This is a genomic window from Phytobacter sp. SCO41, from assembly GCF_003073275.1.
Classification (GTDB): Bacteria; Pseudomonadota; Gammaproteobacteria; order Enterobacterales; family Enterobacteriaceae; genus Phytobacter; species Phytobacter diazotrophicus.
Genome location: NZ_CP027225.1, coordinates 3,828,792 through 3,841,619, shown reverse-complemented (window position 1 = coordinate 3,841,619; position 12,828 = coordinate 3,828,792). Strand labels below are relative to the sequence as shown.

Genomic DNA, 12,828 nt, shown 5'->3' with positions numbered 1-12,828 from the left:
AGAAACAGGCAGGGACACTCAGGAGAACAACATGACACAACCTTTACCACGTAAATGGCAGATTGCGTTCGCAGTTGCCATCGCGCTGAGCGCCGCGCCAGCACTGGCTGCCAAAGATGTTGTGGTCGCAGTGGCGTCAAATTTCACCACTCTCGACCCCTACAATGCCAATGATACATTGTCGCAGGCTGTCGCTAAGTCATTTTATCAGGGGCTGTTTGGCCTTGATAAAGACATGAAGCTGCATAATGTGCTCGCCGAAAGCTATACGGTGTCGGATGACGGGCTGGTATATACCATCAAGCTGCGTCAGGGAGTGAAATTCCAGGATGGAACCGACTTTAACGCCCAGGCGGTGAAGGCGAACCTCGATCGCGCGAGTAATCCGGAAAATGCGCTCAAGCGCTACAACCTCTATAAAAACATCGCCAAAACCGATGCGGTGGATGCGACAACGGTCAAAATCACCCTGAAACAGCCGTTCTCGGCCTTTATCAATATCCTGGCCCATCCGGCGACGGCGATGATCTCGCCTGCCGCGCTGGAAAAATACGGTAAGGACATTGGTTTTCACCCGGTGGGGACAGGTCCTTATGAACTGGACACCTGGAACCAGACCGACTTTGTGAAGGTGAAGAAATTCGCCGGATACTGGCAAAAAGGGCTGCCTAAACTGGACACCATCACCTGGCGTCCGGTGGTCGACAATAATACCCGAGCGGCGATGTTGCAGACGGGCGAAGCGCAGTTCGCTTTCCCGATTCCCTATGAGCAGGCGGCGGTGCTGCAGAAAAACAGCAAACTGGAGCTGGTGGCCAGCCCCTCGATCATGCAGCGCTACATCAGCATGAACGTAACGCAAAAGCCGTTCGACAACCCGAAAGTTCGTGAAGCCATCAACTACGCCATTAACCGTCAGGCGCTGGTGAAAGTGGCGTTTGCCGGGTATGCAACACCGGCAACCGGCATTGTTCCACCGTCACTGGCGAATGCGCAAACCTATCAGCCGTGGCCTTACGATCCGGCAAAAGCCCGCGAACTGTTGAAAGAGGCTGGTTATCCAAACGGGTTCAGCACCACGCTGTGGTCATCGCATAACCACAGTACCGCGCAAAAAGTGCTGCAGTTTACCCAGCAGCAACTGGCGCAGGTGGGTATCAAAGCGCAGGTGACGGCGATGGATGCCGGACAGCGTGCGGCGGAAGTGGAAGCGAAAGGGCAGAAAGAGAGCGGCGTGAGGATGTTCTACACGGGCTGGTCGGCGTCGACCGGGGAAGCCGACTGGGCGTTGTCGCCGCTGTTCGCCTCGCAGAACTGGCCGCCAACCCTCTTCAACACGGCGTTCTACAGCAACCCGCAGGTGGATAAAGACCTGGCCGACGCGCTGAAAACCACCAATAATGAGGAAAAAACCAGGCTCTACAAGGATGCGCAGGATATCATCTGGAAAGAGTCCCCCTGGGTGCCGCTGGTGGTGGAGAAGCTGGTTTCCGCTCACAACAAGAACCTGACAGGGTTCTACATCATGCCGGACACCGGCTTTAGCTTTGACGAGGCCGACCTGAAATAAGAGCGCATGTCCCCTCTCTTCGTGAGAGGGGAGTGACGGAAGAGACGATGCTGAATTATGTTTTGAAACGCCTTCTGGGTCTTATCCCGACGCTACTGATCGTGGCGGTACTGGTGTTTTTATTTGTTCACCTCTTACCGGGCGATCCGGCACGGTTGATCGCCGGGCCGGAGGCCGATGAGCAGGTGATTGGGCTGGTACGCCAGCAATTAGGTCTCGACAGGCCGCTCTATATCCAGTTCGGGCACTACATTGTTAATGTGCTGCAGGGTGATTTCGGTATCTCGATGGCTTCCCGCCGTCCGGTAGTGGAAGAGATCGCCAGCCGCTTTTTCCCGACGTTCTGGTTGACCATCGCCAGTATGACCTGGGCGATGCTGTTTGGCCTGGTGGCGGGGATTGCCGCCGCGGTATGGCGTAACCGCTGGCCGGACAGGCTCGGCATGGCGCTGGCGGTGACCGGGATCTCCTTTCCGGCTTTTGCGCTGGGCATGCTGCTGATGCAGGTTTTCTCCGTGGAGTTGGGCTGGTTGCCGACGGTCGGGGCCGATAGCTGGCGGCACTATATTTTGCCGTCGATAACGCTGGGGGCCGCCGTGGCCGCGGTAATGGCGCGCTTTACCCGCGCGTCCTTTGTCGATGTGCTCAATGAAGACTACATGCGTACCGCGCGCGCCAAAGGGCTCAGCGAAAAATGGGTCATACTCAAGCATGGCCTGCGCAATGCGCTGATCCCGGTGATCACCATGATGGGGCTACAGTTCGGCTTTTTGCTTGGCGGCTCGATTGTCGTCGAGAAAGTGTTCAACTGGCCCGGCCTCGGGCGTTTGCTGGTGGACTCCGTTGATATGCGCGATTATCCGGTTATCCAGGCGGAAGTTCTGCTCTTCTCGCTGGAGTTTATTCTTATTAATTTAGTGGTGGATGTGCTGTACGCCGCCATTAACCCCGCTATCAGGTACAAGTAAGGATGCGATTGTTAAACTGGCGTCGAGCGGCGATTTTAAACGCCATGCCTGGGCTGAAACCGGACCAGGTGCGTACCCCGTGGCATGAGTTCTGGCGGCGTTTTCGTCGTCAGCCCCTGGCGATGACCGCCGGGTTGTTTGTGCTGATTCTGATTTTGTTGGCTATCGTCGCCCCCTGGATTGCCCCCTTCGATGCCGAAAACTATTTCGATTACGACCGCCTTAATGACGGACCATCGCCATTGCACTGGTTTGGCGTGGATTCCCTGGGCCGCGATATCTTTAGCCGCGTGCTGTTGGGGGCGCGAATTTCGCTCGCAGCCGGGGTGCTGGCGGTACTGATTGGCGCGCTGATTGGTACCGTGCTGGGTTTGCTGGCCGGGTATTACGAAGGCTGGTGGGATCGCATCATCATGCGCATTTGCGATGTGCTGTTCGCTTTTCCCGGTATTTTGCTGGCGATTGCCGTGGTAGCGGTGATGGGCAGCGGTATGGCGAATGTCATCATTGCCGTGGCGGTTTTCTCTGTTCCGGCTTTCGCCCGGCTGGTGCGCGGCAATACTCTGGTCCTTAAACACCAGACCTTTGTCGAGTCGGCGCGCAGTATTGGCGCAAGCGATATGACCATTCTGTTTAGCCATATTCTGCCGGGTACGGTGTCGTCGATCGTCGTCTATTTCACGATGCGTATCGGCACGTCGATCATTTCGGCGGCGAGCCTCTCCTTCCTCGGACTGGGGGCGCAACCGCCCACACCGGAGTGGGGCGCCATGCTCAATGAAGCACGCGCGGATATGGTGATTGCTCCCCATGTCGCGCTGTTCCCCTCCCTGGCGATTTTCCTGACCGTGCTCGCGTTTAACCTGCTGGGCGACGGGCTCCGGGACGCGCTGGATCCCAAAATCAAAGGGTAATTAATACCTCACTCAGGGCCTTGAGAAACGCGGGAAGCACCGGGTTTGGATTGGCCTTTGAGTACACCAGAAAGTTGTGTGCCTGAATATTGACCCCTTCGATGTTCATAAAGGTGACATTGGCCATGCCCAGCGCGCGCGATGATGCAGGCACGATGGCGCATCCGAGCCCGGCATTCACCATTCCGAGGATCGTGTGGGTCTGGGCCAACTGATATTTAAAATCCGGCGTGATGTCGTTAAAGACGAACAGGTCGGTAATGCGGTCGTAAAAGTGGCGCGCTTCATCCGGGCTGTAGAGAAAAAAGGGCTCATTGTTAAAGGCGCTGAGGGGAATTTTTCGCTTGCGTGCCAGCGGGTGATCGCAGTGAAAGGCGGCGACAAATGTCTCCCCCTGTAGAGGCTGATACGCCAGCAGTGGGTTGGGTGGGACATGGCGCACAAAACCAACGTCAATACTGTTATTTTCGACAGAGCTAATTTGTTTGTGCGAGACCTGCTCAAATAGACGGAAATCCACCCCCGGTAATTTCACCGACAGCGCTTTAAGCAACTGCGGAATAAAACTCCAGGCAAATACCGCCGTAAATCCCATAGATAACGTGCCGATTTCGCCGGATGCGCATTGCTGAACGGAGGATTCAAGTCGGTCTGCTAATTTCAGTATTAATCGTGACTCCGTCAGCAAATGTTGACCCATATGGGTAAGCTGCACGTGACGGTTATTCCTTTCAAACAACGCTCCGCCCAGACTCTTCTCCAGAAGCTGTATCTGGCGGCTGAGCGGCGGCTGGGTCATATGTAGGCGGGCTGCGGCGCGTCCGAAGTTCAATTCTTCAGCAACGGCGATGAAACAACGCAACTGATGTAAATCCATAATTCAATTCTTATATTAATGAATACCGGATTTATATTAGACATGAATTATTGCCCTGTCCATCATCTGGTTATTAACTACGCGACGGATGATAGATATGACGAATAATATTGCTCAACAAAAAACACACATTTTATTAACCCAGGCGGTGCCAGCACCAATTGATGAAATATTACGGCGCGATTACGAAGTGCATCGTCTTTACCAGGCGAGCGAGCCGCAAAAAATGCTGGCAGATATTGGCCCACGGATTGAAGGCGTGGTGACCGGCGGCGCAAAAGGGCTTTCCCGGGAGATAATGGAATGTCTGCCGGCGCTTAAAATTATCGCCATCAGCGGTATCGGCACAGATGCCGTCGACCTGGCGTATGCCGCAAAGCACGGTATCTATGTCACCACCACACCCGGCGTGCTGACCGATGACGTGGCGGATATGGCGCTGGGCCTGTTGATTTCCACCCTGCGACAAATGAGCGAAGGTGAGCAGGTCGTCCGTGCGGGGCGCTGGCCGCAAACCAACCTGCCGCTGGCGCGCAAAGTCACTGGCACGACGGTGGGGATTATCGGCATGGGGCGTGTTGGCCAGGCCATTGCCAGACGGGTCGCCGCCTTTGACGCCCGTATTCTCTATACCGACCTCGCGCCGATTGCCGCCCTTGATTACACCTTTATTGCTGATATTCAGGCGCTGGCGCAGGAAGTAGATGTTCTGGTGCTTGCGGCCTCTGCCGATAGCGGCGAGGTGATCATCAGTGAGTCGGTGCTGGAGGCGCTGGGGCCCGAGGGCTATTTCATCAATGTGGCGCGCGGCAAGCTGGTGGATGAAGCGGCGCTGCTTGATGCCCTGACCCACAAGCGTATTGCCGGAGCCGGGCTGGATGTGTTTGCCCATGAGCCGCACGTACCGGAAGGCTTTTTCACCCTCAATAATGTCACCCTGCAGCCGCACCGCGCCAGCGCGACCGTTCAGACTCGCCTGGAGATGGGCAACATTGTGCTGGCGAATCTGGCGGCCTGTTTTAGCGGCAACGTGCCGCCACACCGGGTATAGCCATCGTTTCTGAACCCTACAAATAAAAGTGAGAAAACAATGAGCAAACAAATGGATGTCTCGCTGGAGCAGGTCAAACGGGTCGGACATCACCGCTATTGGGTGCTGGGGTTGATTTTCATCATCACCGTTATCAACTATGCCGACCGCGCGACCATGTCGATTGCTGGCACCTCGGTAGTGAAAGAGCTGGGCCTCGACCCGATGATGTTGGGGATGATCTTCTCCGCTTTCGCCTGGGCCTACGCGCTGGGGCAGATCCCCGGCGGCTGGCTACTGGACCGCTTTGGTGCCAAAAAAGTCTACGGCATGAGTCTGGTGCTGTGGTCCGTGTTCACTATGCTACAGGGCACCGTGGGCTGGATCGGGATGACCGGTAGTCTGGCGGCAATGACCCTGTTTCTGATGCGCTTCATGCTGGGCCTGGTGGAATCCCCCGCATTCCCGGCAAACTCCCGTATCGTCTCCAGTTGGTTCCCGACGCGTGAGCGTGGCGTGGCCTCGGCGCTGTTTAACTCCGGGCAATACATGGCGGTAGTGGTCTTCACGCCGATCATGGCCTGGCTGACCCATGCATGGGGCTGGGAGCATGTGTTTCTGTGGATGGGGGGAGTGGGGCTGGTGCTGGCGACCGTCTGGTTTGCCTGGTATAAGGAGCCGCATAAAGACCCGCGTCTGACAGAAGAAGAGAAAAACCTGATGCGCGAGGGCGGGGCGCTGGTGGATCTGGACAGTGAAGGGGCGGCAAAGGCGAAGAAAACCTCGCTGCGCGATGCCAAATGTCTGTTTACCAACCGCAACCTGTGGGCCATTTATCTGGGGCAGTATTGTATTACCGCGCTGACCTACTTTTTTATTACCTGGTTCCCTATCTACCTGATTCAGGGGCGCGGTATGACCATCATGCAGGCGGGGTGGGTTGCCGCACTGCCTGCCATCTGTGGCTTTACCGGCGGTCTGCTGGGGGGCTATCTGTCTGATATTCTGATTAGCCGGGGCATGCATCCTTCCTGTGCCCGTAAAACACCCTTTGTGCTGGGAATGGGGCTGTCCACTATGCTGGTATTCGCCAATTTCGTCGACAGTAATAGCGCGGTAATTTTCCTGATGGCAATGGCGTTCTTCGGTAAAGGCTTCGCGGCCGTGGGCTGGGCGGTATTGTCCGATGTTGCGCCGAAAACCATGATTGGCCTGTGCGGTGGCGTGTTTAACGGTATCGGTAATATTGCCGGGATCGTGACACCATTGGTGATCGGTTATGTGGTGACGGTGACCGGCTCGTTTAATAACGCGTTGTGGTTTGTGGCGGCGCACGGTGTGCTGGCGGTGGTGAGTTACGTAGTGATTGCGACACGCTTTGAACGTGTTGACGCGGCATAAAGAGAGAAAGGCGCCGCCTGGAAACAGGCGGCGACAGGGTTAGACGCGGCTACCCCACAGATCGTACTCGTCGGCGTTTTCGACTTTCACGCGGATGATATCGCCCGGTTTCACTTTCGTTTCCCCGTTCAGATAGACCGCACCGTCGATTTCCGGTGCATCCGCCATGCTGCGGCCAATTGCCCCTTCTTCATCGACTTCATCGATAATGACCAGAATTTCGCGGCCCACTTTTTCCTGCAGACGCTCAGCGGAAATCTGCTGCTGGAGCTGCATAAAGCGGTTCCAGCGCTCTTCTTTGATCTCTTCCGGCACCTGATCGGCCAGTTCGTTGGCGGTCGCACCGTCTACCGGGCTGTATTTGAAGCAGCCAACGCGGTCCAGACGCGCTTCTTTGAGGAAATCGAGCAGCATCTGGAAATCTTCTTCGGTTTCGCCAGGGAAGCCGACAATGAAGGTCGAGCGCAGGGTCAGTTCCGGGCAGATTTCGCGCCACTGCTTGATGCGCGCCAGTTGACGATCCACGGAGCCAGGACGTTTCATCAGTTTCAGGATACGCGGGCTGGCGTGCTGCAACGGAATATCCAGATACGGCAGGATTTTGCCCTCTGCCATCAGCGGAATGACATCATCAACGTGCGGGTAAGGGTAGACGTAGTGCAGACGCGTCCAGATACCCAGTTTTGCCAGTTGTTCGCACAGACCAACCATGCTGGTTTTTACCGGTTCGCCATTGTGGAAGCCCATACGGTGCTTCACGTCCACGCCATAGGCGGAGGTGTCCTGGGAGATAACGAGCAGCTCTTTCACACCCGCATCCACCAGACGTTTGGCTTCACTTAAAACGTCGCCAATAGGACGGCTTACCAGATCGCCACGCATTGAGGGAATAATGCAGAAGGTGCAGCGATGGTTGCAGCCTTCGGAAATTTTCAGATACGCGTAATGACGAGGGGTCAGTTTGACGCCCTGTTCCGGCACCAGGCTCAGGAACGGGTTGTGCTTCGGTTTCGGCACATAGTGGTGCACATGCTCAAGCACCTGCTCGTAGTTATGCGGACCGGTGATTTCCAGCACTTTTGGATGGACTTCACGAATCTGATCGACTTTGGCGCCCAGACAGCCGGTGACAATCACTTTGCCGTTTTCATTAAGAGCTTCGCCAATGGCTTCCAGCGACTCTTGTACCGCGCTGTCGATAAAGCCGCAGGTGTTGACGATAACCATATCGGCGTCGTTGTAGCTCGGTACCACGTCATAGCCTTCGGTGCGCAGTTCGGTGAGGATGCGCTCGGAGTCAACGAGGTTTTTCGGGCAACCGAGAGAAACAAAGCCGATTTTCGGCTGCAGGGTCACATTGCTCATAGTTCAAAAAATAATCAGTTAAGGGATACTCAGGGCAGGGATTGTACAGATAACGCCGGGAGATTTATAGAGGATTCTCGGCCGGGCAGGGTGAAAAAACGACTGCCTGCCTGGCAACGGCTTCGTTATAATTTAATACGACGAAAATTGCCGCTATCAAAATTCATCAACCGTATCCCGGTCAGCATGAATAACGGTAAACGCTAAATAATCCTGAACGACATTGAAGCTGATACTGGTTTCATAAACATCTTCAATATTCATGTCCTGGCATAAATTAAAGATGAAGTAGTTAATTTGATAATAAAGGACGTAAGTATTGTCGTGTAGATGCTCAACCCTGCTGATAACGAAATCGTTGGTTGAGCGCGCATGCGGGCTGATGAAGGTTAAGTCCATGTTCAGAATAGGGATAAGCGCCGGATTTTGTCGGTTTTGCTCAAGATAATGCTGAAGCTGTACGGCGGAATCTGCATTGTGCTTATGAATAGCGACTGGCAGCGGAAACGTGTTCATAGCGACCCTTGTAATACGGTGTATGGCATTAACATAACACGCACTTCGTGGTTCTTCATAAACCGTTAACGGGGTATTTCGGGGTACGAAATCGGGCTGGGGGAAATACCTCTAAAGGATATCTCTGCGGATTGAATTTGCACCGAAAAGGCTCCGGTGTTTGCGTGTAAATATAAAAACCAAAAAAAAGCCGCTCGGACGAACGGCATAGAGACAACACGGAATTACGCAGAAACATAATGATTTACGAGCTAAATAATAGCTTGCTAATGATATCTTGTCTGCCATATTTATCGCTAAATTTTGGCTAAATGTGCGTTGTGATGGCCGTCAACATAGTATAAAAATCAGACAGAGTATGATTTGTGCCGCTGCGCTCGTGTGAACGCCCGTGTGAAACAGTGGCGGCGTAAAGCATCATGCATTTGCATGCCCCCATGAGCAGAGCCTGGATTTCATGCACATGGGGATTTTCTCTACTCTCTATATATCTCTACATAGAAAGCGTTGCATCACGGGGTACCGTTATTTCCATAGCGCAGGAAAGCAGGGCGCAGATTTAAGCGTTCAAACCATGCCTCCACTGCCGGGAAATCCGGGTGTTCAAAGGGCGTCATCTTCCAGCGGTTCACCGACAATCCCAGCACGATATCGGCAAGAGTGAACGTCTCCCCGGCGGCCCAGGCGCCTGTGCGTTGCAACTGTTGGTCGAGAATACCGACGCAGTGATTCCACTCCCTGATACCGGCGGCAACCGCATTCTGATCGTTGTAGTCAGGGTTTTTACGCACCAGTGCCGGGAAAACGTAGCGCCATGCGCTATTAAAGTCGGTGGCCTGCCAGTCCATCCAGTGCTCCACATTCGCGCAAGCTCGCGGTTCGCCAGGAAGCAGATCGTCGCGGCCTGCTTTACGCGCCAGATAGCGGCAAATGGAGTTGGATTCCCACAGGATAAAGTCATCATCAAGGAGTACCGGCACCATCGCATTTGGGTTCATGGCCCGGAAGGCGTCCGTCTGCGTCGAGGCAAAGCCGCTGCCATAGTCTTCCTGTGAATACGCCAGCCCCGCTTCTTCGCAGGTCCACAACACTTTACGCACGTTAATTGAAGACGTTTTACCCAATATTTTCAGCATGACGCGAATCGCCTTTTGCGAGATTAATCGTTTAAAAACAATACACCAGCAGCGCATCACCTGGCTACAGGGCCCTTGAGCACCAGTATGGTGCGCTGCCTCATTCTGGTTCACCAAAATGGGTACGTTTGCCCTGAGTTATCGCTAAGTTACTGAAATGTCATCAATCGCAACCTGGCATAGTGCTTGCAATAACGCTAACGCAGTGCAACACACAATTTGATAAATAGCTGGCTAGGGTTCCGGTTCGCTAAGGCGGATGTCTGGTCCAAGAGCTGGCGACCTCTGAGAGGTTACACGGCGGGACAAAAACCCGGGAGACAGCAGCACCAGTGGGTGTCGCGCTGCCCCCTTTTTTTGTACCAATCAGAGGTCAATAATGAAGAAATCTCCATTACTCCGCTCTCTCGTGCTGTCGCTGGTCATGCTGACCACTCTCCCAACCTTTGCCGCCGTGAAGAAAGAGTTCAATGTCTGCTGGACCATCTACGCAGGCTGGATGCCGTGGGGCACCATCAGTAACAGCAAAATCATTGATAAATGGGCCGACAAATACGGTATTAAAATCAATATCGTACAACTCAACGACTATATCGAATCTATTAACCAGTATACCGCAGGCCAGTTTGATGGCTGCACCATGACCAACATGGATGCGCTGACCATACCGGCGGCGGGCGGCGTGGATAGCACCGCGCTTATTCTCGGCAGCTACTCCGAAGGCAACGACGGCGTGGTGATGAAAGGCGAGGGCAAAACCCTCAAGGATCTGAAAGGCCAGCAGATCTACCTGCCTGAACTGTCCGTTTCCCACTATCTGCTGGTGCGCGGCCTGGAGAAAGCCGGTCTGGCAGAAAAAGATGTCACCGTGGTGAATACCTCCGATGCCGATATCGTCTCTGCCTTCGCCACCCCGAAAGTGCAGGCGGCTGTAGCCTGGAACCCGCAACTGTCGGTTATCAAAGGCACGCCGAAAACCACCGAAGTCTTTAGCTCCTCGCAGGTACCTGGCGAGCTTATCGACATGATGGTGGTCAACACCCAGACCCTGAAAGATAACCCGGCGCTGGGCAAAGCCCTGACTGGCGCATGGTACGAAATGATGGCGCAGATGAAGGCGCAGAATAAAGAGGCGCTGAGCGCCATGGCGGCGGCGTCCGGCACCGATCTGGCGGGCTATCAGGCGCAGCTTAAAACCACCCATCTCTTCTACACCCCGGCCGATAATCTGGCGTTTATCAGCTCCCCGGATCTGGCGAAAACCATGCAGCGCGTCGCGGCATTCTCCTTTGAAAAAGGGTTGCTGGGTGACGGCGCGCAAAGTGCGGATTTCATCGGCATGGCCTTTCCGGGCAACGTTTCTGCCGGGGATGCCGCCAACGTGAAGCTGCGCTTTGACGACAGCTTCGTGAAGATGGCCGCCGACGGCAAGCTTTGAGCGAATGACAGGAACTCACGCCATGCGACACATTAACCGCCATCCGACCCGGGGCATGCGTCTGACGCTTGTTCTGCTGCCTTTCGTCATTTTGCTGGCGGCGTACTTTCTGGGCTCTGCGGTGCGGCTGGAGGCCAACCCGCAGGATAAGCTGCTGCCTGGCATGCAGCAGATGCTGGACGCAATGTCGCGAATGGCGTTCACCCCGGATAAACGCAGCGGCGACTACCTCTTCTGGATGGATACGCTGGTGAGCCTGGCGCGTCTGTTGACCGGGCTGGCGATTGCCTCGCTGATTGGTCTGTGCCTGGGCATTACCGCCGGGGTCTTTCCGATGTGGCGCGCCTCGCTCTCGCCGCTGATGACCGTGCTGTCGATGATCCCGCCGCTGGCGATCCTGCCGGTGCTGTTCATTGTCTTCGGGCTGGATGAGTTGTCAAAAGTAATGCTGATTGTGATTGGTATCACCCCGATGCTCGCCCGCGACCTTGAGCATCGCGCCTGCGAAATTCCGCCGGAAATCCTGATCAAGGCGCAAACGCTGGGCGCATCAAGCTGGACGCTGGTGCTGCGGGTGGTACTGCCGCAGCTTCTCTCCCGCCTGTTGACCTCGCTGCGCCTGCTGTTGGGATCGGCCTGGCTGTTTCTTATCTCGGCAGAGGCCATCTCCTCAACGGCAGGGCTGGGGTATCGCATTTTTCTGGTGCGCCGCTATATGGCGATGGACGTCATCATCCCCTACGTGGTGTGGATAACGTTGCTGGCATGGCTGATGGACCTCGGCCTGCGCCAGTTGCATAAAACCTGTTTTCCCTGGGCGGAAGGAGGGAAGGCATGAGTTTTATCGAAATCAACAATATCTGGCAAGAATATGGCGCCCATGTGGTGCTCGAACGCCTCAACCTGCGGGTCAATGCCGGGGAGTTTTGCTCAATGGTGGGGGCATCCGGCTGCGGGAAATCGACTTTTCTGCGTCTGCTGCTGGGCCAGGAAGCGCCGAGTCGCGGCACCATTTTGCTTGATGGCAAGCCGTTGCAGGCTGAGCCGGACCGCAGCCGTGGCGTGGTCTTCCAGCGTTACTCCGTCTTTCCCCATTTAAACGTGCTCGATAACGTCACCATTGGTCTTGAGTTGCCGAATGCGCGCTTCCTCGGGCGTCTGTTTGGCGCCAGCAAACGTGAGGCGCGGGAGCGCGCCGTGTGGATGCTGCAAAAAGTGGGCCTTGGCCAGGCGCTGGATAAATACCCGGCCCAGCTCTCCGGCGGTATGCAACAGCGCCTTGCTATTGCCCAGGCGTTCATTATGCAACCGCGCGTGTTGCTGCTTGATGAGCCCTTTGGCGCACTCGACCCCGGCATTCGCAAAGATATGCACGCCCTGTTGCTGCAATTGTGGGGCGAAACCCGGATGACGGTTTTTATGGTCACCCACGATCTCTCCGAGGGCTTTAACCTCGGCACCCGGCTGCTGGTGTTCGACAAGGTGCGTATCGACCCGCACGAACCCAATGCCTACGGCGCGCGCATTACTTATGACATTCCGCTCAATGAAGCGCGTCTGGCGGAAATGACCGACCCGCAGCCCGATAACGTCTACGCATTAAGGAGTTAACT

The 12,828-nt window shown here is 55.2% G+C and carries 12 protein-coding genes and 1 riboswitch; of the genes, 8 read left to right on the top strand and 4 right to left on the bottom strand.

The genetic code is table 11. From position 1 onward, the window contains the following. The first annotated feature begins 31 nt into the window (after window positions 1-31). Genes gsiB through gsiD form a run of 3 tightly spaced genes read left to right on the top strand, consistent with a single transcriptional unit; the run spans window position 32 to window position 3,452 of the window. Complete coding sequence (gene gsiB, locus C5523_RS18770) at window positions 32-1,570, top strand: glutathione ABC transporter substrate-binding protein GsiB (RefSeq protein WP_039077175.1); 1,539 nt, start codon at window positions 32-34, stop codon at window positions 1,568-1,570. A gap of 47 nt (window positions 1,571-1,617) precedes the next feature. Further along, window positions 1,618-2,538 carry a glutathione ABC transporter permease GsiC gene (gene gsiC / locus C5523_RS18765; RefSeq protein WP_039077174.1) on the top strand — a complete coding sequence of 307 codons (921 nt, stop codon included), beginning with the start codon at window positions 1,618-1,620 and terminating at the stop codon, window positions 2,536-2,538. 2 nt (window positions 2,539-2,540) lie between these two features. Then, a complete protein-coding gene (gene gsiD, locus C5523_RS18760) occupies window positions 2,541-3,452 on the top strand; it encodes a glutathione ABC transporter permease GsiD (protein ID WP_039077173.1) in 912 nt (303 codons plus the stop codon). Here gsiD and C5523_RS18755 read toward each other — a convergent pair. After that, the gene (locus C5523_RS18755; protein ID WP_039077172.1) at window positions 3,442-4,329 is read right to left on the bottom strand and encodes a LysR family transcriptional regulator; all 888 of its coding nucleotides are present in this window, start codon (window positions 4,327-4,329) and stop codon (window positions 3,442-3,444) included. The two genes, gsiD and C5523_RS18755, sit on opposite strands and share 11 nt — an antisense overlap. A gap of 97 nt (window positions 4,330-4,426) precedes the next feature. Here C5523_RS18755 and C5523_RS18750 point away from each other — a divergent pair, with 97 nt between their 5' ends. Together C5523_RS18750 and C5523_RS18745 are read left to right on the top strand one after the other, a co-directional pair. After that, window positions 4,427-5,380 (top strand): 2-hydroxyacid dehydrogenase, encoded by a 954-nt coding sequence (locus C5523_RS18750; protein ID WP_108701761.1) that lies wholly within the window; start codon window positions 4,427-4,429, stop codon window positions 5,378-5,380. Window positions 5,381-5,419: 39 nt separating this feature from the next. After that, window positions 5,420-6,760: an MFS transporter gene (locus C5523_RS18745; RefSeq protein ID WP_039077170.1), complete on the top strand. Its 1,341-nt coding sequence runs from the start codon at window positions 5,420-5,422 to the stop codon at window positions 6,758-6,760. A gap of 39 nt (window positions 6,761-6,799) precedes the next feature. Here C5523_RS18745 and rimO read toward each other — a convergent pair whose 3' ends face one another. The 3 genes from rimO to C5523_RS18730 form a co-directional block, all read right to left on the bottom strand. Further along, complete coding sequence (rimO, locus tag C5523_RS18740; protein ID WP_108701760.1) at window positions 6,800-8,125, bottom strand: 30S ribosomal protein S12 methylthiotransferase RimO; 1,326 nt, start codon at window positions 8,123-8,125, stop codon at window positions 6,800-6,802. A 156-nt stretch (window positions 8,126-8,281) separates the two neighbouring features. Then, complete coding sequence (locus C5523_RS18735; RefSeq protein WP_071196050.1) at window positions 8,282-8,641, bottom strand: hypothetical protein; 360 nt, start codon at window positions 8,639-8,641, stop codon at window positions 8,282-8,284. Between the two features lie 512 nt (window positions 8,642-9,153). Then, window positions 9,154-9,777, bottom strand: a complete 624-nt coding sequence (locus C5523_RS18730; RefSeq protein WP_108702358.1) for a glutathione S-transferase family protein — start codon at window positions 9,775-9,777, stop codon at window positions 9,154-9,156. A 223-nt stretch (window positions 9,778-10,000) separates the two neighbouring features. Next, a riboswitch (guanidine-I (ykkC/yxkD leader) is annotated at window positions 10,001-10,099 on the top strand. 57 nt (window positions 10,100-10,156) lie between these two features. Between C5523_RS18730 and C5523_RS18725 the strand changes: the two genes are divergently transcribed. Genes C5523_RS18725 through C5523_RS18715 form a run of 3 tightly spaced genes read left to right on the top strand, consistent with a single transcriptional unit; the run spans window position 10,157 to window position 12,826 of the window. After that, window positions 10,157-11,215, top strand: a complete 1,059-nt coding sequence (locus C5523_RS18725; RefSeq protein WP_039077167.1) for a putative urea ABC transporter substrate-binding protein — start codon at window positions 10,157-10,159, stop codon at window positions 11,213-11,215. 22 nt (window positions 11,216-11,237) lie between these two features. Further along, the gene (locus tag C5523_RS18720) at window positions 11,238-12,053 is read left to right on the top strand and encodes an ABC transporter permease (protein ID WP_039077166.1); all 816 of its coding nucleotides are present in this window, start codon (window positions 11,238-11,240) and stop codon (window positions 12,051-12,053) included. Further along, the gene (locus C5523_RS18715) at window positions 12,050-12,826 is read left to right on the top strand and encodes an ABC transporter ATP-binding protein (RefSeq protein WP_039077165.1); all 777 of its coding nucleotides are present in this window, start codon (window positions 12,050-12,052) and stop codon (window positions 12,824-12,826) included. Before C5523_RS18720 ends, C5523_RS18715 begins: the two co-directional genes overlap by 4 nt. Window positions 12,827-12,828: the final 2 nt, after the last annotated feature.

Coding starts and splice junctions, on each gene's coding strand:
- gsiC (WP_039077174.1), top strand. CDS start 1,618: ATGCTGAATTATGTTTTGAAACGCCTTCTGGGTCTTATCCCGACGCTA.
- C5523_RS18720 (WP_039077166.1), top strand. CDS start 11,238: ATGCGACACATTAACCGCCATCCGACCCGGGGCATGCGTCTGACGCTT.
- C5523_RS18745 (WP_039077170.1), top strand. CDS start 5,420: ATGAGCAAACAAATGGATGTCTCGCTGGAGCAGGTCAAACGGGTCGGA.
- C5523_RS18725 (WP_039077167.1), top strand. CDS start 10,157: ATGAAGAAATCTCCATTACTCCGCTCTCTCGTGCTGTCGCTGGTCATG.
- C5523_RS18755 (WP_039077172.1), bottom strand. CDS start 4,329: ATGGATTTACATCAGTTGCGTTGTTTCATCGCCGTTGCTGAAGAATTG.
- C5523_RS18715 (WP_039077165.1), top strand. CDS start 12,050: ATGAGTTTTATCGAAATCAACAATATCTGGCAAGAATATGGCGCCCAT.
- rimO (WP_108701760.1), bottom strand. CDS start 8,125: ATGAGCAATGTGACCCTGCAGCCGAAAATCGGCTTTGTTTCTCTCGGT.
- C5523_RS18730 (WP_108702358.1), bottom strand. CDS start 9,777: ATGCTGAAAATATTGGGTAAAACGTCTTCAATTAACGTGCGTAAAGTG.
- gsiB (WP_039077175.1), top strand. CDS start 32: ATGACACAACCTTTACCACGTAAATGGCAGATTGCGTTCGCAGTTGCC.
- C5523_RS18735 (WP_071196050.1), bottom strand. CDS start 8,641: ATGAACACGTTTCCGCTGCCAGTCGCTATTCATAAGCACAATGCAGAT.
- C5523_RS18750 (WP_108701761.1), top strand. CDS start 4,427: ATGACGAATAATATTGCTCAACAAAAAACACACATTTTATTAACCCAG.
- gsiD (WP_039077173.1), top strand. CDS start 2,541: ATGCGATTGTTAAACTGGCGTCGAGCGGCGATTTTAAACGCCATGCCT.